This is a genomic window from Bradyrhizobium sp. Cp5.3, from assembly GCF_000426265.1.
Lineage (GTDB): Bacteria > Pseudomonadota > Alphaproteobacteria > Rhizobiales > Xanthobacteraceae > Bradyrhizobium > Bradyrhizobium neotropicale.
The window spans coordinates 1-19622 of the sequence record NZ_AUFA01000065.1 but is presented as its reverse complement, the minus strand read 5'-3'; the positions used below and the strand labels follow the sequence as shown (position 1 = coordinate 19622).

Genomic DNA, 19622 nt, shown 5'->3' with positions numbered 1-19622 from the left:
AGGACAGCTTCGAAACTGCGAAGAACGAACTCGGCCTTGATCACAACGAAACCCGCTCCTGGCATGGCTGGCATCGCCACGTCTCACTCGTCATGCTTGCCTTCGCCACGATGGCCGTCATCCGTCATCGGGCCAACACCGATCCATTGCTCAAAAAAACGCAACCGCGGTCTCGACCAAAGCACCGTTCTTGATCCGCTGGTCGATCCAGGAAATCCGCCGCATCGCCATGAAGCTTGCCCAGCGGCGCATCTCGCACGCCCACATCCTCGCATGGTCATCCTGGCGCAGGGCCCATCAGGCCAACGCGCGCAAGGCCCATCTCAGGCAAAAATTACAACTGTAATGCTAGTCCGGTCCGCCGGGCTGGCGATGTCCCGCTGGGACGGTGGTCGTGGTGACCTCGGTCAATCGGCTGGTGGCGGTTCCTGCCGCACTCCGCCCAATACGTTGAGGCACCCGACCCGGACATCATCATGAGGCGCTTAGCGACCTCGGAAAGGACCATGACCCCAGCGATGCATCAACGGCTAACAATCGTAGATAAGCCGCGCTCGCCCCGTCTCCGCAACCCGACCAGCTCCAACGGGGCAAGCGCACCGCCGGGCCAAGTGGAGAGCAAGGAAGCAAGGAGGTGGCTTGACATCAAACCGCAATTAAAGGGCCGATTGACACGTAACAATGGCGGCTTCCGGCGATCCAGAGGGGCTCCGTAGCCGCCGGTAGCAACGATTCCGACACCAAAGGCACGAACGATAATGTTGCCTTATCAATCTTGAGCATACCCGTTGTTGCTCGCGTTTCTGTCGCCGGACAGCCCCCCTTTGGCGTCAGATTGACGAGAATTCGCAGTCATGAGCGGACCGCGTGCACGCCCAAATCCCGGACCGACCCAGCGGATGGCCTCTCTCGTCGAGCAGGAGGTCGAAATCTACTCAAATCGGGCGCGCGTACGAAATCTCTGCCGGAGCCGGGATTGATGGGATTCAGCAGCTTGGCGGCCCGGCCGGCGCAGCTCGAAGCGCCGCCGACAATGCGCATCCTGCAGATGTCGTGCAATTGCCTACGGAAAGGGCTATACAGGTAGAATATCGACATATAGGAACCAAGGAGCCGCCGGTGGCGCTAAGCATTAAGGATCGCGAGACTGAACAACTTGCCCGCACGCTTGCGCAGCGCACGGGCGAATCCATCACCATTGCCACGCGGCGAGCCCTTGAGGAGCGCCTGCGGCGTGTGGGTTCCAACGCTCGTAGGGCGACCCTCCTGGAGGATTTGGAGGCAATCCAGCGCCGCTGGAATGCCTTGCCGGTTCTCGACAACCGCACCCCCGAGGAGATCGTCGGCTACGACGAGAACGGCATTCCAAACTGATGGTCATCGATACATCTGCAATTGTTGCGATTGCCTTCAATGAGCCGGAGGCGAAGAGTTTCCGCGAACGCGTCGCGGACGACCCCGTTCGTCTCATCTCGGCAGCGACCGTCCTCGAAGCTGCGATGGTCATTGAGACGCGACTGGGGGAGGCGGGCGGCGCGGAACTCGATCTCTGGCTGCACAAGGCGGATGTCGAGATTGTCGCTGTGACCGCGGACCATGCCGATCAGGCCCGCCGCGCGTGGCGCCGTTACGGCAAAGGGCGCCATTCCGCGGGCCTGAACTTCGGCGACTGTTTTTCCTATGCACTCGCCGCGCTCACCGGCGAGCCGCTGCTCTTCAAGGGCAATGACTTCGTCCAAACCGACGTTCAGGCCGCATGACGATGTCATTGCCTCGACCAGACGAGGACATTTCCGGCGAGATCGTCGTCGGCGAAGCGGAACGCGCCACCCCCCTCCCGCGCTCTGTCGGCGCATCTCGAGTGCCTCGCCGATCGCGCCCGCGACTATATCGATGCGGCGAGTTCGGCTAACACCCGCCGGGGCCTATGCGTCAAACTGGAAGCACTTTTCCGGTTGGTACCGGCGCCAGGGTCTTCGAGGTCTTGCCGCCCTCACCGCAGACGGTCGGCCTCGACATCAACGCCTGTGCTCGGGCGCGGCGACGGCCGATCGCCAACCGAATGTGGTCTCGACGGTCGAGCGCCGGCTCTCCGCCCTGACCTGGAATTATGCGCAGCGCGGGATGCCGCTCGACCGCACGGATCGGCACATCGCGACCGTGCTCGCCGGGACCCGCAAACGCCGCCCCGCCCCAGCAGAAAGAGGCCGTGTTGCCGGAAGACGTCATCGGCATGCTCGAGACGCTTGGCCGGCACGCTGCGGGCGCACGGGATCGCGCGATGCTGCTGATCGGCATTGCCGGGCTTGCGGCGCTCGGAGATCGTCGGCCTTGACGTCCACTGGAAGGCATTTGTATTGGGCGGGCGTAGCCATGACGCCCGCCATCGCGAGGGCAAGATCAAGAATCAGCTACTCTCGTGCCTGATTGCTTTCTCGGTCCAACTCTAAAATATTGGAGGACTCGTGAGTTGAACGACCAGGAAGCGTTTGTTTGGAGATGCGCTCGATCGAACGCGCCTTAGCGTTGTTTCTCTCGAACTCGCAATTTGCTCCCTTCTTGCCTCAAATCATGTTTGTCTTTTTCGGTTCCTAGGTCATGGCTCCGGTGAACAGGATGCTTGATTGTGGCGCGGGCGAACGAATGTCCATGCTCGAGATGTTTGGCAATACGCTCCCTCGTGGCCTCAAGGATGCGGTGTCGCGCGCCGGCATTTCCCGCCAAGACGCGCTCGAGCGCTTTCTCGATAACGATGATTTGGGACTCCGCCGCGGCCAAGGCGGCGTCGGCGGCCGCAGCCTTTCGATCGGCCGTGCGAAACTTTTCCGCCGTCACCCGCCAGCGGTTGCGATCTAGTTCCCGACGGTCCGTGTCCATGCGACCGGTTGTGGCGTCGATGACTTTGATATCTTTGGTGACTCGTTCGACAGCGTCTCGAACAACCTGGAGACGGTCGTCCGGTTTGGCCTGGCTGTCGGCAAACGCCTTCTCAAGTCCAACGCTCCACATCTTGTGCTTCCGACCATCGTCGAGTTCTATCACTGCGTAGGTGGAGGTCTCGGCATCGGGACGATCGCGATAGGGCCCTCGCCCGACCTCGACCAAGCGGCCTGAGACCCCCCTGTCATAGTCGAGCCTTTCGGGAGGTCTGTCGTTTACGCGGCGATTTGATCGGTCCAGGGCGTCCCTACGATCGGAGAGCGTCAGCCGATCCAGCTCGGTTGGCTCGTATCCTTGCACAGCGATGCCGCGAAGGCGGGCCTCCAGCCAAGCCTCGCGTCGGAACTCCTGGGAGCCACGAGCTTGCATGGCCTCCCAGCCCCGATGCTGCGCAACGATGACCATGTCCCGGACTACCTCGGTAGCCTCCAACCGCGTGATCAAGCGATTCTCGGTCACCTTAAAGGCCAGATACTCACCGGCTGCGTCCGCATAGAAATGCGTGTGTGCCTTCCGTCCATCCTTTTCGATCGCGTAATATTTCCGACGGACCCGCTCTGGAAGTCCTTTGTCGTCGACGATGGAAGAAGGAGGCCTCTCGGATTGCCTTGATTTCGACTTGCCAGCGCGAGAACTGCGCTCGGCGGCATCCTGCCGTTGCAGGATAAAGTCCGCGGTTTCACCCGGCCTGTCGCTCATGCTGCTGTCCGTTCTTCCTGCTGGTGAACGATCGACCTGGTGGGGTCGCCTGAGAATCGATGTACTTCAGTGTCCATGCCTTCATGTCTTCTTCAGACAAGCCTTCGAGGTCCACGTCGATCCCGCCAAAGTCGAAACTGACATTGTCAGGTAGCGTTGAGGGATCCGCCACCTCTTCGTCGGTCATCGGTTGCGATCGGAATATTGCGCGGAGCTCGGCCACTTCGGAACGAAGCTCCTTGATTTCGGCGTCCAGCAACGCATTCGAGAGTCCCTTCGGCATCGCCTGGAGGGGTGCCGGCAGCAGTCGTTGCAGAAAGGCCTTATCTTCATAGTAGATGAGCTTGTCGGCAACCAGCGGTGGGATCGCGGTACCGAGGATGAATGTCTTGGACCTGGGCAGAAGCTTCAACTCTTGGGGCAGCATGAGAGCTCGCCGGTGCTCTGACACTGTTTGACTCGTCGACCGTGCAGAAAAGCCCCTTGGCCCACTTTGGCTGCGCGCTTTCACCGTGTCATAGCCAATTCGCTCCGAAAGCTCGTTTGCGACGTCTTGCTCTTTCGGGGCGAAGACGACCTCAACGGCATGATTTGTCATGAAGTTGCGGGCGACGTCGACGCCGTAGATCGCGCGAAGTTGCGCCGGGCTTTGAACGACCGTCAGAAGCCGGATCCCATAGCCGGCAACGAACGCGACCGATTTCGCCAGAACGTTGACATTGCCGAGCGCTGGGAATTCATCAAGCAAGAGCAGGACCTTGCGATTGAGCTTCGGATTATGTTCCGGCAGCTCGCGGGTGTTGAGATCGACGACCTGCTGAAAGAACAAATTCAGTAGAGGTGCCATGCGCTCGAGATTGTCCGGCGTGACGCCGAGATAGATCGACATCGGCTGTTGCCGCAGTTTTCGCAAGTCGAAGTCATTGGCTGACGTCGCGGTATCGATGCGAGGGTTCAGCCACAGGCCGAGCCTTGCTGTTACGGTCTTGCGCACCGAATTCATGGTGTTTTCGGAAGCTGCAAGGAAGTCGTTCAGTGCGGTGATGCAGGAGCGGGACAAGGGAGAGCTGCTCGAACGCCGCGCAGTCATGATCTTCTCAAAATGCGACTTGAGATCCGGAACAGCGGAGAACTGGTGCAAGATCTCGCCGATGGTCAGAGGTAATCCGGGGGTCTCAGCAATGTAGCCCCCAATCGCCACAAACGCTGTCCGCGCCGCTTCAAACCAGAATGGATCACCACGGCTCTCAGCCGGAAATAGCATGACCGCGATGCGCTGGAGATCATCATAAAGGTCCGCGGGATCACTGCGCACATAACCAAGGGGGTTGTACCTTGCTGTCCGACCGTTTTCGTCGAGGGGATCGAACAGATGGACCGTTTGCCCGTGGGCAGCTCGAAAGCCCGCCGATTTTTGCCAGTTCTCCTTCTTTACATCGAGCACGACAACCGAATCCGCCCAATTCAGCAGATTCGGGATGACATAGCCGACCCCCTTGCCTGCCCGCGTTGGTGCATAGACCAGGACGTGTTCCGACCCACCGAAGCAGAGCATCGCACCGTCCTTGCGGCCAAGCAGAATACCCTCCTTCGACCGCAGACCCGCGGCCCTGATCTCGCGCTCGGAGGCGAAACGTGCCTTGCCGTGAAGCGGCAACGGACGCTGCCGGAGGATGATACCGAGCAGACCAAAGACCGCGATCGTGCCGGCGAGAGTGGAGAGCGTCAGCCAGCGGTCGAACCGCGGGTCTGCCCCGTAACGTGGCCAGCCGCTAGCGATCTCGAACCAGTGAAACCCGCCATCGTGAACTCTGAGCCCGAGCAGCAGAACGTTTGAGGCGACCAGCAGAAAGAGCGCCCAGGCGCAAAGCGCGAGCGCTGTGCCACGCGCAAGTTTAATGGGCGTGAGCGCGTTTGCGGAGGGGATCATAATAGATCTCAGAGATGCGATAGCGGCCATCACGCTTTTGCATTTGAACGACGACATCGACCAGGTGCAGCAGCAGCGAGCGGATGTCGTCGCGATGGAGATCCCGTCCCTCCGCGCTCTCCTTCACCAAAAGCGTCAATTGTTCGAAGGCGAGCCGCGCGCTATCGGCGTGAACCGTCGTGATGGATCCCGGATGCCCGGAATTGACGTTCCTGAGATAGAAAAAGGCCGTGCCGTCCCGCAGTTCCTGCAAAAGGATCCGGTCGGGCCGCATGCGTAGGGTCGATTCCAAAAGCTCGCGGGGCCCGATCCTGGCTACGCCCTGCCCGTCTTTGGCATAGAGCAGGCGGACGGAATTCTGGTGCGGGATCACGAGTTCGATGGTGTCTTCAATGGTGATCAGCCGTTCATGCGCCGGGATGGCTGCAATCAGGGCTTTGGAGAGGGTCGTCTTTCCCGATCCGGTGGCGCCCGAGATGAGGATGTTGCGGCGCGTCTGGACCGCCAGCTCCAGAAATTCACGCCAGAGACCAGCTTCCTTCAGTGCGAGTAGCCGGTGCTCGTCCGGGTGCAGTTCATCACCGGCAGCGCGAATCTCATCGAACAGTCTTGTTGCCTCAAGGGCGGCCAGGTTCATGGTCAGTTTTGACGGCTTGCGGATCGTGAGGCTGACCTGACCGGCCGGGACGGCCGGCGGCACCACGATCTGGCAGCGCTCTTCGCCGAGTAGACTGGTCGATACTATGGGAAATTCTGGGCCAATATCCTGGCGGGTCTGCCCGGCGGCCGCCGTCGCGAGGTGAGAGAGGTAGTCGTATGCGAGAGCTGGTTCCGCGTGGCGAGTCCAGCCCTCGGGACCTTCCACGAAGACTTCACCGGGGCGGTTGATGACGATCTCGGTCAGGGACTCGTCGGCCAGATACCGGTTCAGTGGCTCGAGATAGCGAGCCAGCACCAAACGCCCGCCATCCTGCTCGATCGATGCCATCTGAGTCATTTCGTGACCTCGGCGGGCCCGACAACCGCGCCACCAACCGTGCGGTCGAAGATCTGGCTCTGCGTTTCAATTCGCTTCAGCTGATAGACGGACGAGAAATCAAGGTCTCGCGCGACGAAAATATTGACCAGTTCGCCCTGGTTCTTGTTCAGCGTGGGCGGAATGTTGATCGATTGCTCGACGGCAATGCCGGCGGCTGTATTTGCCGAGCCAGTGGTATTGTTGATTTAGATCGAGCTGTCCTGAAGCTGCTGACGCCCGATGGAGCCGGCATCGCCCACGATCGAGAGCAGCAGCGCCGACCCAAATCGCTCCCAGAAATGCGTGTCGATATCGCCGTCAAACCCGCCCCGGCCAAGCGCATCCGTGGCCGGTGAGGCGAGCGCGACGATGACCCCCGTCGGTGTCTTGGCTCGGGACCACAGCACGAACATGCGCTTTGAGCCGCGCCTGACATTGCCGCGATATTCGCCGACCACCTGGGTGCCCTTTTCCATGAGCACGACATTGCCAGAATCGGAGATGACATCGCGCATCACGACGCAAGACACGAAACCTGCGACGTCCGACGACATTGCTGTCTCCAGCACACACGGGATGGACGTGCCCTGCGTGACCAGGAGGTTCCGGTTGGGAAGCCGCGCCGCGCGGACGCCCTCGATCGGTGTGGGCTTGAGCTTGTCGGCCAGCTCATTCGGCGGCTCGGCCCGCCCGAAACCGTAGGGGTCGGCGGCAGCAGCCCCCGTCAGGCCGTTGCGCCCTGAACGCTCGGCAGAGACCGGCCGGTTGTAAGCGAGGACCGGCGCGCGGCGTGCGCTTTCGAGCATCTGATCTGGTATGGGCGGGGCTGCCGGCGGCGCGGCCGCGGTAGATGCAGCCGGAATGGAAGCCGTCGTCAGCGGTGCTGCCAGCGCTTCCGCAGCAGGCTCGAATGCTGCGGCCTGGCGGATCATGAGCTTGCGGGCGGACTCGCTGGCGGGCTTATCGCCTTTCCACGTGCTCCATATGATGAGGAAGGCGAATGCGGTGAGGCCAAGGGCGCCAAATCCGCGCTTGAGCATCGTCGTCCGTGTGTGGTCGGCCTGGCCAACAGGGGTGATGCCGCGGTCGCCATCGATTGTTTCGTTATTGAGTTCCGTCATATCGCTTGCCTATCGGGGCCTTGGGATTGGAGCTGTCTTCTTGGCGCGCCGCTCGATCGACGGGCTCGTGGTGTTGGTGCCTGGATTGATGCCAACCGGATCGAACGCTTCATTGAAGATGCAAAGCACGGTACCGCCCTTGCGCAGCCGAAACTCGCGAGCCGTTGCGTGGACGACCACCAGTTCGCCACGAACGTCCTTTGGCACCAGGCTTTCCGAGCCGTCGGAGTTGATCAGGTAAATGGCGGGGACTTCGCGGTTGCCCGCAAAGCGAAATGTTGTCTCCTTGCCGTCGTCGAAGACGGCTTCGGGCTCGAGATCGACCGACCCCTGTGCCGAGAAGCGCCAGTTCCGCGCACCGTAGGCGTGGTGCAAGTCAAACGTCTGGTCGATCAGGGCCCCTTCCCGTTCAGCGCTCCGCGCAGCTGTTTCTGCGCGGCGTCGTTCGATCTCGTCGCTGGGATAGGCGAAACGAACGACGAAGTAGCTGTCCGCTAGCGTAGTCTCGGCGATCGACAACTCAAACTGATAGGAGCGCTTTCGTCCATCCGCGCGAGTGGTGACGACCTGAAGATTGGTGGGCGGATGCTTCTCGCGCGGCTTGAGAAACAGAATGGATCCCGCCGGTGCAACCTCCCAAGCAACGGAATCGCCGATCGCGACATGGGCGACCTCTTCATCATCGCCAAACATGACCTGGGTCGAAGCGCGAATGACGCCGTTGACCCGGACCACGTTCGTGGGGTCGTAGGTGACGGTACGCACCCGGGCGTCATGCTGACCTGGGGACGGCTGTTGCAGCGCCAGCACCGGCCCTGCAAGCGTGAGGGATAGGGCTATCGAAAAGATGAGACGTTTCATGGCACGACCTCCGGATCGGCGCGATATTCCGAAACCTGAAAGCCGAGTGGATTGACCAGGCGATCGGCGGAGGACATCGGCGCATTGGCATAGGAGAAAGTCAGCGTCGAAACCCAATGCGTGATACGGGTCTCCTCACCTTTTCGGCTTTCCTTCATGAAACGAACCGACGCCACATTGTCGGCCAGGAGCGAGATCGCTTTGATCCTGACGGTGGCGACCCCAAACCGTCCCTGGACAACCTGCGGACTCTCCGGGTTGGAGCCGCGGTACCACGCTGCGAAGCGCGCCTGTTCGGTTGAGCCCGAGAGCAGGGAAATCGTCCGGAAGTTCGTCTCCGCCTCGGGGTAACTGTAACCCTCGCGCGCGCGGACGTATCGTCCGAGAAAGTATTTGGTGACCGCCTCGTCGTAGCGCGCCGGCGTTGCGGCGAGCGCCGAAACCGTGTCGACGACACCGGTGGCATTATCCACCCGAATGACGAAGGGCTCGACCGTCTTCAGCGGCGCCAGCGCTGCGACCGCTCCGACCGAGGCGACCGCCAACGCGCAGGCGCCTGCAGCAATGAACCACGCCGTTCTCCGCGATCGGTGGGCCGATAGCAACAGATCCTGTTCCCATCGACGCGCATTGTCGAAGTAGGTTTTTAGGTCGTCGGGGCCGACCATCTCACGCCTCCTTGCCGCAAGGGTGGTAAGAGGCGACGATGTCGATGTGGCTTGCGGAAGCGGAGGACTGCCCAGCTGGCACTGACGAACCTGCATCCCCTTTCCGGATGAGCGGATCCGAACCAGTTGGCGGAGGTGCCTGTTCCGGGGCCGCCAGCGGCGTTCCGCTCTCCCAGTCCCACAGCGAGCGATTGAGCGGCCGTCGTGCCGCGCCGTCGCATGAGGGCGGAGCCTTGGACCAGCTTGCACAGCCGCCGAGCTCGCATGCGATCACGGAAACCAGGAGCAAGCGGACGAGCAATCGCGAGATATTTTGCGTCCGGTTCATGTGGTCGTGCTCCCCTGCGAGCGGGTCCGACGGAGGCTCCCGCCCTGGCGGCCAACTCGCAGCGCGCCAAGACCCCGGCTGGCCGACCAGCGGGCGCCCGCATAGGCGCCGCTGGCTGCCGCCGTGGCATTGGCAATCAGCGGGCTTGTTACCAAGCGGCTGGCGAGCGAAGCGCCGCCGCCGGCGAGTCCACCCGCAATAACCGGGAGCTGAAGCGATATGTAGCCTGACAGGCCGAGCACCGCGCTGATCGCAACGGCAGCCACGACCATCTCGCCGGCTGTTCCCGCATTGTTGCCGAACCGGTCGATGAACCCCGTGACAGTCGTCAGCATGAGGCCGACTAGCGCGACCACCAGGACCAACAGGATCACGAAGTTTGCGACCTGCCGCAGCCAGGCTTCCGTGAATGGCCTCGTCGCTTCAAAAAGCGCCATCGCGATGAACACGGGGCCAAGGGCGATGACGACACCAAGGCCAACCTTGGCATAGAGCAGGATGGCAAATTGCAGAAATGAACCAATCGCCACAAAAACAAGAAGGATGGCTGCAATAAGCGCAGGCGCCATGTCGGTGAGGCCCGCTTGCTCATAGATCTTGTTGGCGACGTCAATCCCCTTGGAAAGGAGTTGATCAAATGGCGCCCCGGAATTGGTGTTCAGGCCGGAGCCCGCCAGGGCATTGCCGATCTCCTTCGGAAGGCTGTCGAAGAACAGACCCGTAACGTATTGTTGGAACGCGCTCGAATTGGTCGCGAGCAGGACCACAAGAACGATCCGCATGGCTCGCCAAGCGAACTCCATGACCGGCTCGGAGATCGATCCGCGCATCACGGCAAAGCCGTAGAGAACGACATATAGCGTCACGCCGACCCGCAGCGGACCGTCGATATATGAGGCCAAATTCGAGACCGATGTCGACACGAAGGTCGTGATCGGCTGCTCGAATTCTCTCAAGAAGCTGTCGAAGACATTTATGGCCATCGCGGCGGTCCTTACTTCAGGGCGTCTTTCATCTCTTGGACGGTGATCTTTTTGCGCGCCTCGTTCGCGTTGACGCAGCTCGGGGTCTTTCCGAGATCTCCGGGATTGTCGCGGCAGGCCTTCAGCGTGACCGAAAGTTCATTCCGGTGATCCAGGAACCAGCCGACCGTTTTGGTTTCGGGCTTGGCGGCCTCGTCGCAGCCAGACAGAGCAACGGCGAAGGCGAACAGGAGAGCGATACGTTGCACCTTCATTTCAGTGCAGCCTTGATTTCATCGACAAGTTGCCGCTGCTTCTCATGCTCCCGCTGTCGATCCATATCTCCCCGAGCCTGCTGGATCATGGCGAGTCCCTGCATCCGCAGCACGTCGTTTTGCAGGAGAGCCTGTTCGGCCTGCAGGCGCGCTGACAGATCGAGAACCTCTTTGACGTCCGTTGCGGAACTGATGCGGGTTCTGAGCTCCTCGAGCGCATCGATGCGCTGGGACGCCGTATCGTAGACGGCTTGGCCGAGCGAGTGCTTCGCCCCGGTCTGGCGGGCGATACGGTCGAGCTCGCTCTGGTAGTAGGAGTTGCCGCTGTTGCCGGAATAGTAGCGGTTCTGTGAGAGATAATGGTCGATTGCGTCTGCGAAGTTACCGCTCCCCTGCCCCGAGGTCAGGCGTTCGATGTCGGAAAATTGCTGCGGCAGCACCTTGCGGAACTGCGGCGTGTTGAGGAGCGCTCCGATGTCGTTTGCGTTCGTGAGCTTGTTGAAGCTGTCGTAAAGCTGCTTGGCCTGCTTGAGCTGGTCCTGGGCGACCGCGAGCTGCGAGGTCAGGGTATCGACCTGCTTCTTCATCTCCATCAATTGGTCGAGTTGTCGTGCAAAGACACTGGGATCGAACACGATGTCGGCGGCAACAGGAGAGACCATCGCCGATCCCAGCAGCGATAGCACGATAGAAGCAGATAGAGCGCGTTGATGGATCATTCGGCGGTCTTTCGTTGTGCGTGGAACAGGGGCAGCCAGCGCGCCGGGTCGTCGCCGACTTGGCTCCGAATACGGTCGAGCAGTTCGACGGTCTCCGTCCGCCCCGACAGCACAGCCAGCGCATCGTCGAAGCCGCGAAGGTCAAGCTCGGCCACGACCGAGTTGTGGCCTTGCTTGACCAGAAACCGACGGCTTTCCGGGGTGAGCTCCTCCTTGATCAGGCGAAACTCCGTGTCGGTCAGATGGAAACCGTCCACATAGTCGGAGCGCGTGCCCCGCGCGTTGGGCAGGAAGATCTGAGTCGGGCACTGCTCGACGATGGTGTGCGCGATCGGGGACGCGAGCGCGTCGCGTGGCGATTGCGTGCCGAACACCATCAGCGCATTCTGCTTGCGGATGGTCTTGAGCTTGTTGTTGGCAAGATCCCGGAAGGCGTCGTCACCGAGCGCCTTCCAGAATTCGTCGATGTCGATGATCAGCCGCCGGCCGTCGATCAGTTGCTCGACACGATGAAAAAGGTACATCATGAGAGGCGTACGGACGGTTGGATGGTCCAGGAGGCTCGTCATGTCAAAGCCGATGGACCGCGCATCCAGTTGGATCTCGTCGTGCTCGCTGTCGAGCACCCAGCCGAACGGTGCGCCCCGGCACCATTGCTCCAGCCGGGCGCCAATGCCCTCGCGATCCTGTTGGCCCAGAAACGTGCGCAGGGCTCCGAACGAACGTTCAGCCCGCCGCAGCTGCCCCAGAGCGCGCAAGCCGGAGTCGATCCGCTCTCCTTCGGTCACGGAGAGTGGACGATTGCTAGGTGTGACGAGTTGCCGAACGAGTTGACCAAGAAAGGACAGGTTTGCCGGCGTCAGCTCCATGGCCTTGAGGGGAGCACAGCCGGTTGGAGTGCCGTTTTGGAGTGTCAGATACGTTCCGCCGGCTGCGCGGACAAAGATCTCGGCCCCCCGGTCCTTGTCGAAAAAGACGTAGGTTGCACCGAGCCGTTCGGCCTGTGAGAGCAGGAAGTTCTGGACGATAGTCTTGCCCGAGCCGGACGGCCCGCAGATGAATGTGTTGCCGAGGTCGCCGTGATGGAATGAAAAATAGAATGGCGAGCCCGAAGCGGTCTTGAGCATCGCGACCGCCGGTCCCCAATGGTTGCCGGCCGGCCTGCCGGTTGGATAGGTGTGGAACGGGCTAAACGCCGCGAAATTGCGCGAGCTGATGGCGCCGGAGCGCGCCCGGTACTTGAACAGACCCGGAAGTTGGGCCCAATAGGCCGCCTCAAGCCCCAGATCCTCCCGGGCGACAACAGCGCCTGCATCGGCTAGTGCGCGGCGGGCGATACTCATCTGGTTCTGCAGCTGCGAAGGCGTGTCGGCGTAGATCAGAAGCGACAGATGATGGTCGCCGAACACAAATCGGTTGGATTCGAGATCGTCGAGCGCATCGGACAGTTCGTCGATCTGCGAGGCCGCCGGATCCTGCGCGGACACCAGCTGGTTCTGCTTCCGCGTCAATACCGTCTTGGCGTCGGCCTTCGCCAGGAATGCGAAGGACTGCGTGAGGATGAGTTCGAACGGGGCGGACAACAGTGTATTGAGCAAGCCGGGCCGCGTGGACGCCGGATATTCCTTGAGTCCGAACATGCCGGCGAAGCGTGATCCGCCTGCGCCTCGGATCTCGAGGGATTCGCGACCGAAGATGATGCGGTTTGAATAAAGTGCGGGCCCGATCGGTCCCTTTGGCAAAGGCATCGGCATCCACTCGCTCGATGCGATGCCGTGGAGCAGCTCCATAGGCTTCGAGAAGACGATGCCGTCGCGCTCGATTAGTCTCGCCACACGACTGCCATAGCGCTCAAGCGCCGCGACCACATCGCGCGTCGCATCGTTCAGTCGCTTCAGGGCATCATGATCGACTTCGGTGGCATCTCGGATGGCTCGGCCGAGACGCTTGAAGAAGTCGGCCGCAGCATCCGCTGTCCCGCGCCCGGGATGAAACACCAGCGTTAGGTAGAGATCGTTGCGGAACAGCGCTTCTGTCCGAAGTCGCTCGCGATATTCGGCGTTGAGATCGGCGGCAAACGGCGAGCGGAAGACACCTTCCGGGTAGATCGCCGTGCGCCGGCGCACCAGATGGGTCCAGAGTGCCAACCGTGGATCGGCGATGTTGCGTAGTGTCAGGTTCAGCTTGGCATGCAGGTCGTTGAGATCGGCCGTCTCGGCCGTCTCGAACGAAATGCCGTCGATCCTGATCACCGTGAGCAGCGCCCGGGTCGTTAGGCTGATGACGCGATCCGTCACATGGCGACCGAAGGGCAAGTATGTGCTGGGCTCGATCTCCCGGACTTTCACGGCTGACTTACGCATAGCTGACGTCCGTCGCCTGATGCCGGCGGATGAGCCTAAGCGGCGTGCAGGATGATCCGCCCCAGAGCTTAGAGTTCCGGGCGCGGCCGCGCGTCTCCAGCCAGGCGAGCAGAATTCTGAACATGTTGGGATCACGCTGGCAGATGACCCGGCAGAGCCCATGGATCGGGAGCGCGATCAGGGCGTAGACGATACTTCCCGCGGCGAGAAACAGGATACAGGAAAACATGACGTTGAATGCCATCGCTTCCACGGTCACGCCGGCGATCATGGCGGGGCGCGTGCACGCGAGGAACAACGTGTCTTCCGTCAGACGCGTGGCCTCGATCATCAGTGACCACCAGTCAAGGTCGAGACCACCTCGGAGGCGCCGAACGTAATGGCGACCCCGAGAACGACATAAGCGGCCTTACGCAGATCCAGATAACCGAACATCCAGGCGATGCCGACGATGATCACCGCCAGCGTGGCCAGCAGGCGCGCAACGTTGCCGGTGAGCATGTTGACGATATTCTGTAGGACGCCCTCAATGTTTGCCGTTTGCGCCATGGCGGGTTCAACGAGGGCGATACTGAGGACGGCGGCGATAGCCAGCAGGGCGCCGGAATCTTTAAGACGAGAAATCATGACATGGGCTCCAATTGCAGTGTTGTTGGAAAGGCTGGGGTTCGCGGTGCCGGTTGCCGAGCAGCGACACACTCAGCGCTTGTAGATGACCGCTGACTCGCCGATCCCCGAGCGATAGACGTCCCAGCGCGGCACCGTGCTGGGTTCTGTGGATGTGTCCATTGTCGTTGTGTCGCCGCCCCGAGAGGCACTGGCACTGGTGGACATGGTCGGCCTCATGGAGGGCTTCGACGTAGCGGTAGCAGCAGTGACCGAGAAGCTAGCTATGACGCTTGCGATCGCCTCGTCGCGAGTGGACTTCGAAGCTTCCGCGGCTCGCAATCGCGTCTCGAACAATCTGCTCAGGCCGGCGATGTGCTTACATGCATCAAACGTCGTCGTGATCGTGAGGCCCGCTTCCCGCATGTTCTTGGCATCGAGTTGAGCGAGGCCGGTCCGGATGCCTTGGCCGCTCGACATGGCTCCTGTCGCGAGTTCAATGGCCTCGCTGCGATCGGAAGCCTGAATTGGGACCGGTTTGGGCTGGGCAATAGTGATGAGCAGCGGTTCAAACGCGCTTGCTCTATCTACGATCGTGGTCAACGGCTGTATGTAGGCTGCCGTTGGAGCGCACCGTTGGATCATTGCCGCGAAAGCTGTCGGATCCATTCTGGAGCCTTTTGACGAGTGTCAGAGAAAGTGGAGGCGCGACGGCTATGCTGCGAGCGCTACATGTGACGGTGTGATGATTGTGCGTTCGAGAATGTTCCCGGCTTCTTGAACCGCTCGGAGTGCACTTTCGTTGACGGGCAACAATCCGGCGACGGCCTTGGTGCTGCCGACTTGCCGAGGAGAGCCGATACGATCCAAGTGCCATCCTGCTCGCCGCAAGATGCGTTCCATGCGCAAGTCAGTGACGGTTACGATTGCTCGGAGATCGTGTTGCTGGCCCCATTCGATCATGGCAGCGAAGAGCAGAAACGTTGCGCTCCTCAGCCCATTCGTGGTCGGACCTTCCAGGGTCTGGGTATCAACGCAAAATCTGGAGCTTTCCCAGATCGTGGGGCTATTCGGTGCTTCCCGGCCATCCAGCAGAACCGGAAACGTGTTTGCCAGCATGTTGCGTCCGGTGGTCGGCAGGAGGCGGACACAACCGACGACACTTCGTTGATCGACGACCAAAAGATATGTCGGTGCCAGAGTGTCGTATTGGTCGATCTCTAGTCCGTCTGTGATTGAGACGTCCCAATCCAAGCGCACCCTGAAGACGCGCCGACGCAGACGGTGCATCCCCAACTTCAAATCAGAATGATTCAAAAGTGCGGAACGCGAGAGCGAAAAGACCTTCATTGGGCTTCTCCAGACGCGAATCATTAAGCGTTGGAGCCAACAAAGCAGCGGCAATCACGATGTTGCTCTGTCAGATGTGACAGGGTCGTTTCAGAGTATGTCTCGCCCTAAAGCTGCCGCAACCTCTCAATACATCGCTACACGCAATGCGGGAACAACTCGTATGAATCGCGAAAAGCAACCGGGGTGCGATGAAAAAGAATGTCGAACGAGCCTACAGTGAGTTTTTGGAAGGTCTTCAAACAGCCATCACTGAAGACGACTTTAGACGCGCGGCGGAGCGAGCAGCGCACGCATGGGGATTCCGATGGTTTGCCTATTTTGGGCGCCAAGCTCATGGGTCGCATCTAATCTCTTCCTATCCGAAACGATGGACCGACCATTATTTCCAAGAGGGCTACGATCAAATTGATCCCGTTCTTCAGAAGCCGCGCATCGTGGCTCCGATGGCTCTTTGGGATGGTCGCGATGGTCGAAGCGCAAAGTCACCAAGAGAGCGTCGGATGTTTGACGATGCGTTGAGCTTCAGAATTCGAACGGGGCTGACGATTCAGATACCGGCCGGGCAGAGCCAATTCGCTGCGTTCACATTGGCTGTAGACGATCGCAGTCTTGGGCTCGACCGCTTCATTGAGACGTCGCAGGATCTTCTGCAGATGGTGGGGATCAATTACCACGCTCATGTGAGGGCAAAGATTGATCTCGCTCACTTTAGCAACCGGGATGGAATTCCGCTAACGCACCGTGAGCGCCAATGTCTTGCGTGGACGTCCGACGGCAGGACGATGCAGGACATAGCGCAGCTGCTTGGCGTCTCGCCTCGCGGTGTGAAGTTTCACCTGGACAATGCTCGGAGGAACCTCTCTGCCCTTACCCTCCCGCATGCCGTGGCGCTCGCACTTCGCGAAGGGCTGCTCTGACGTTGCGACGCTTGCCCTCCGAAGGCAGGTGTCAAGCCGGCTGATGCGAAAAGTGAGGAAGAAAGAGTATTGTATAGCAATGGCTTGCGAGGGCAATGCGTTGGGGTTCACTCACACGCGAAATCCGCGTAAGCACTGCGTAAGCGGTAAGCACCCGTAGCTCAGCTGGATAGAGCGTCGCCCTCCGAAGGCGAAGGCCACACGTTCGAATCGTATCGGGTGCGCCACTTCGGTACAGAACTGGGCACTCCAAAACCTACCGTTTTCGCGCTCGGCGCGGCAAAAAGTGTGCGCAAGAGTACTCGATGCGCTGGGCGAGCGCACGAAGGTGGTCGGACCGGTAGCCGCTCGATTCGGTCCACATGCGGGCTCGACTGGCGAAGGTTTTGAGCGCCCTGGGGCATGATGCTCGCCCCAGCCCGGTCAAGCGTACCCTCCGCCCGCTCTGCTGTTCCAAAGCTATTTTAGCTGGACGGATTTTCGTCCGCGCCGCTTTGCCCTTATTGTACAGGCACCGAGAGCGATCGCGGACGGGTCAGCACCTCGGGCTGGAGGATATGATCGAGCTGTTCAGGGGGGAGCAACTTCTTTGCCAAGACCAAGTCGTAGACGCTTTGGCTCGTGAGGAGAGCTTCTTGAGCTATCTCCGTCGCATTGGCGTACCCGATATATGGATTAAGCGCGGTAACTATTCCGATCGAACTTCCCACGCCTCGGCGCGGGGATTATATACTTGACGTACCATCGCAGACATTGTAGGATTTGCCTACATCAACGGGAGGTTCGTCATGGCTGACAACGAAACTAGAGCTAAGGCTACTGCACTCACTGGGGCCTGCATTGCTTCCGCTCTGCTCGACGCCTTGTATGCAAAGGGAATTTTGACCCTCGATGAAGCTCGGGGCGTTCTGACCAGCGCCATGCAGCAAGTCGGCCCCCACGCGCAAACCTCCGAGGGCTATATCGCCACGGGCATGATCGGAAACATGCTGTCCGGTCCCTATACCGCCCGCCGCTGACCACGCCTCCATAAAGGCTTCGACGAAAGACTGTGCCATGGCACTCCTCAAAATCTACACCGACGAAAACGCGGCCCGCGAGCACCTTGAAATGCTCAACTGGCCGGATGGCCCGATCTGCCCGCATTGTGGCGTTGTTAACGAAGCCACCAAGCTTCAGGGCAAATCGACGCGGCCGGGCGTCTACAAGTGCCGTCCCTGCCAGAAGCCGTTCTCCGTCACCGTTGGCACCGTCTTTGAGCGCAGCAAGATCAAGCTGAACGTCTGGGTTCATGCCGTTGACCTCTACACCGCGTCCAAGAAAGGCTTCTCGGCTCACCAGCTCCACCGCACGCTTGGCGTGACCTATAAGACCGCTTGGTTCATGGCGCATCGCATTCGTGAAGCAATGCGCGACACCAACCCGCCTCCCATGGGCGGCAACGGCAAGACCGTCGAGATCGACGAAACTTTCATCGGCCGTATTGAAGGCCAGATGAAACTTCGTACTGGTTGGGCTCACAAGAACATTGTTCTTACCCTTGTCGAGCGCGAAGGCTCAGCGCGCAGCTTCAAGGTCGATAGCACGTCGATTGCGGACATCATCCCGATTGTCCTGACCAACGTTCGCCGCGAAAGCATCGTCATGACCGACGAAGCTCGCCACTATCGTACTCGTCCGAGGACGGCCGTCTTGCGGGTTTATCCGGTCTGTAGCTGACTGTCGGTATGGATATCCTTGCTGATGGTCGCCAAGTGCGTCGCCTTGAAGTTGTGGAGACTGGCCGGCGTCGGCGCTGGTCGGCTGCCGAGAAGCTGCGGATTGTCGAGGAAAGTTTTTCGGGTCCGCGGCTGGTGTCGGCGACAGCACGGCATCATGGGCTTTCGAAACAGCTTCTGTTTTCGTGGCGCAAGGCCTATCGCGAAGGACAGCTTGGCGGCTGTCAGGTAGGTGGATTTGTGCCGGCCCGGATTGTGTCGGAGGTCCAGTCGACGACGGAGCGCGCGGCACCGGCGGCGACAGGCACTCTGGAGGTCGTGACCGCGAATGGCCGACGCGTGATCGTGGATCGCAACGTCGATGTCGCGGCTTTGCTACGGATCATGCGAGGGCTGGAGACGCTACGGTGATCCCGATCCCGACGGGCGTGCGAGTGTGGCTGGCGACGGGCCATACCGACATGCGGTGTGGCTTTCCGAGCCTAGCTCTGCGCGTGCAGGAAGTGCTCAAGCGCGACGCCATGGGCGGCGGTCTATTCTGCTTCAGGGGCAAACGCGGCGATCTTTTGAAGGTCATTTGGCACGATGGCCAGGGCGCATGCCTGTTTACCAAAAGACTCGAGAGAGGAAGGTTTATCTGGCCATCAGTTGCCGGTGAAGCGGTAACGATCTCTCCGGCGCAGTTGAGCTACCTGTTGTCCGGGATCGATTGGCGCAACCCTCAAGAAACCCAGCGTCCGACGCGGGTCGGATAGCCGCTTTTTTCGGTTTGAATCTGCTGCTTGATCTGATTCAATGGCTTCATGATATCGAAGCCGGACGATCTTCCATCGGACCTTGTCAGTGCCCTGGCGGCGCTGCAGGCCGAGCGTGAGGCGCGGCTGCGAGCCGAGGCGGTGGCTGCCAGTGCGCGGGCGGAGCTGTCGGACAACGAGGCGCTGATCGCGCATCTCGAGCTGCGGATCGAGAAGCTCAAACGCGAACTGTACGGGCAGCGCTCCGAGCGCATGGCACGGCTGCTCGAGCAGCTGGAGTTGGAGCTCGAAGAACTCGTCACCACGGCGAGCGAGGATGAGCTTGCCGCGCAGGCCGCAGCGGCGAAGACGCAGAACGTCCGCCCCTTCATGCGCAAGCGGCCGGTGCG

At 60.6% G+C, this 19622-nt stretch carries 21 protein-coding genes, 1 tRNA gene and 5 pseudogenes; 12 read left to right on the top strand and 15 right to left on the bottom strand.

Features of this window, described 5'->3' with window-relative positions:
* The 5 genes and pseudogenes from K289_RS49605 to K289_RS46705 form a co-directional block, all read left to right on the top strand.
* A pseudogene (locus tag K289_RS49605) lies at positions 1–194 on the top strand (IS701 family transposase); the annotation flags it as partial.
* Entirely contained in the window at positions 191–346 is a 156-nt protein-coding gene (locus K289_RS51935) for a hypothetical protein (RefSeq protein WP_164719132.1), read from the top strand. The pseudogene K289_RS49605 and the gene K289_RS51935, both read left to right, overlap by 4 nt.
* A gap of 773 nt (positions 347–1119) precedes the next feature.
* The gene (locus K289_RS0138015; protein ID WP_027556174.1) at positions 1120–1374 is read left to right on the top strand and encodes a type II toxin-antitoxin system VapB family antitoxin; all 255 of its coding nucleotides are present in this window, start codon (positions 1120–1122) and stop codon (positions 1372–1374) included.
* A complete protein-coding gene (locus K289_RS0138010) occupies positions 1374–1760 on the top strand; it encodes a type II toxin-antitoxin system VapC family toxin (protein ID WP_027556173.1) in 387 nt (128 codons plus the stop codon). The genes K289_RS0138015 and K289_RS0138010 overlap by 1 nt, the downstream gene beginning before the upstream one ends.
* Positions 1761–1844: 84 nt before the next feature.
* A pseudogene (locus K289_RS46705) lies at positions 1845–2339 on the top strand (integrase); the annotation flags it as partial.
* 181 nt (positions 2340–2520) lie between these two features.
* On the opposite strand, the gene K289_RS0138000 reads toward K289_RS46705, so the two are convergent.
* The 14 genes and pseudogenes from K289_RS0138000 to K289_RS0137935 all read right to left on the bottom strand — a co-directional run bounded on the left by K289_RS0138000 (position 2521) and on the right by K289_RS0137935 (position 15840).
* Positions 2521–3639, bottom strand: a complete 1119-nt coding sequence (locus K289_RS0138000) for an LPD7 domain-containing protein (RefSeq protein WP_027556171.1) — start codon at positions 3637–3639, stop codon at positions 2521–2523.
* Positions 3620–5569, bottom strand: a complete 1950-nt coding sequence (locus K289_RS0137995; protein WP_027556170.1) for a type IV secretory system conjugative DNA transfer family protein — start codon at positions 5567–5569, stop codon at positions 3620–3622. Before K289_RS0137995 ends, K289_RS0138000 begins: the two co-directional genes overlap by 20 nt.
* Positions 5535–6566, bottom strand: a complete 1032-nt coding sequence (gene virB11 / locus K289_RS0137990; RefSeq protein ID WP_027556169.1) for a P-type DNA transfer ATPase VirB11 — start codon at positions 6564–6566, stop codon at positions 5535–5537. The genes K289_RS0137995 and virB11 overlap by 35 nt, the downstream gene beginning before the upstream one ends.
* Positions 6563–7708: pseudogene (gene virB10, locus K289_RS46700) on the bottom strand (type IV secretion system protein VirB10). Before virB10 ends, virB11 begins: the two are co-directional and overlap by 4 nt.
* A 9-nt stretch (positions 7709–7717) precedes the next feature.
* Complete coding sequence (virB9, locus tag K289_RS0137980; protein ID WP_027556168.1) at positions 7718–8569, bottom strand: P-type conjugative transfer protein VirB9; 852 nt, start codon at positions 8567–8569, stop codon at positions 7718–7720.
* On the bottom strand, positions 8566–9237 hold the full coding sequence (locus K289_RS0137975; RefSeq protein ID WP_027556167.1) for a virB8 family protein: 672 nt from the start codon (positions 9235–9237) through the stop codon (positions 8566–8568). Before K289_RS0137975 ends, virB9 begins: the two co-directional genes overlap by 4 nt.
* Before the next feature lie 324 nt (positions 9238–9561).
* Positions 9562–10548 carry a type IV secretion system protein gene (locus K289_RS0137970; protein WP_027556166.1) on the bottom strand — a complete coding sequence of 329 codons (987 nt, stop codon included), beginning with the start codon at positions 10546–10548 and terminating at the stop codon, positions 9562–9564.
* Positions 10549–10559: 11 nt separating this feature from the next.
* Entirely contained in the window at positions 10560–10802 is a 243-nt protein-coding gene (locus tag K289_RS0137965; protein WP_051311257.1) for an EexN family lipoprotein, read from the bottom strand.
* Positions 10799–11464, bottom strand: coding sequence for a P-type DNA transfer protein VirB5 (gene virB5, locus K289_RS0137960; protein ID WP_245284119.1), 666 nt, complete (start codon positions 11462–11464; stop codon positions 10799–10801). Before virB5 ends, K289_RS0137965 begins: the two co-directional genes overlap by 4 nt.
* A 53-nt stretch (positions 11465–11517) precedes the next feature.
* The gene (locus K289_RS0137955; RefSeq protein WP_027556163.1) at positions 11518–13884 is read right to left on the bottom strand and encodes a VirB4 family type IV secretion/conjugal transfer ATPase; all 2367 of its coding nucleotides are present in this window, start codon (positions 13882–13884) and stop codon (positions 11518–11520) included.
* Positions 13877–14215, bottom strand: a complete 339-nt coding sequence (locus tag K289_RS0137950; RefSeq protein WP_027556162.1) for a type IV secretion system protein VirB3 — start codon at positions 14213–14215, stop codon at positions 13877–13879. Before K289_RS0137950 ends, K289_RS0137955 begins: the two co-directional genes overlap by 8 nt.
* The gene (locus K289_RS0137945) at positions 14215–14511 is read right to left on the bottom strand and encodes a TrbC/VirB2 family protein (protein WP_027556161.1); all 297 of its coding nucleotides are present in this window, start codon (positions 14509–14511) and stop codon (positions 14215–14217) included. The genes K289_RS0137950 and K289_RS0137945 overlap by 1 nt, the downstream gene beginning before the upstream one ends.
* 72 nt (positions 14512–14583) lie before the next feature.
* A complete protein-coding gene (locus K289_RS0137940) occupies positions 14584–15093 on the bottom strand; it encodes a type IV secretion protein (protein ID WP_245284118.1) in 510 nt (169 codons plus the stop codon).
* Between the two features lie 111 nt (positions 15094–15204).
* Positions 15205–15840 (bottom strand): acyl-homoserine-lactone synthase, encoded by a 636-nt coding sequence (locus K289_RS0137935; RefSeq protein WP_027556159.1) that lies wholly within the window; start codon positions 15838–15840, stop codon positions 15205–15207.
* A gap of 191 nt (positions 15841–16031) precedes the next feature.
* Between K289_RS0137935 and K289_RS0137930 the strand changes: the two genes are divergently transcribed.
* Both K289_RS0137930 and K289_RS0137925 read left to right on the top strand, forming a co-directional pair.
* Positions 16032–16760 carry an autoinducer binding domain-containing protein gene (locus K289_RS0137930; protein WP_027556158.1) on the top strand — a complete coding sequence of 243 codons (729 nt, stop codon included), beginning with the start codon at positions 16032–16034 and terminating at the stop codon, positions 16758–16760.
* 150 nt (positions 16761–16910) lie between these two features.
* A tRNA-Arg gene (locus tag K289_RS0137925) sits at positions 16911–16987 on the top strand.
* A 273-nt stretch (positions 16988–17260) separates the two neighbouring features.
* Here K289_RS0137925 and K289_RS46695 read toward each other — a convergent pair.
* Entirely contained in the window at positions 17261–17470 is a 210-nt protein-coding gene (locus K289_RS46695; protein WP_035687457.1) for a hypothetical protein, read from the bottom strand.
* A 78-nt stretch (positions 17471–17548) separates the two neighbouring features.
* Between K289_RS46695 and K289_RS0137915 the strand changes: the two genes are divergently transcribed.
* From K289_RS0137915 to K289_RS46685, 5 genes and pseudogenes are all read left to right on the top strand, one after another.
* Positions 17549–17779 (top strand): hypothetical protein, encoded by a 231-nt coding sequence (locus tag K289_RS0137915; RefSeq protein ID WP_027556156.1) that lies wholly within the window; start codon positions 17549–17551, stop codon positions 17777–17779.
* Between the two features lie 37 nt (positions 17780–17816).
* Positions 17817–18428, top strand: a pseudogene (locus tag K289_RS46690) (IS1595 family transposase); the annotation flags it as partial.
* Between the two features lie 59 nt (positions 18429–18487).
* Positions 18488–18889 (top strand): transposase, encoded by a 402-nt coding sequence (locus tag K289_RS0137905; protein WP_027556155.1) that lies wholly within the window; start codon positions 18488–18490, stop codon positions 18887–18889.
* Positions 18886–19233: an IS66 family insertion sequence element accessory protein TnpB gene (tnpB, locus tag K289_RS0137900; RefSeq protein WP_012041834.1), complete on the top strand. Its 348-nt coding sequence runs from the start codon at positions 18886–18888 to the stop codon at positions 19231–19233. The genes K289_RS0137905 and tnpB overlap by 4 nt, the downstream gene beginning before the upstream one ends.
* Positions 19234–19281: 48 nt before the next feature.
* Positions 19282–19622: pseudogene (locus K289_RS46685) on the top strand (IS66 family transposase); the annotation flags it as partial.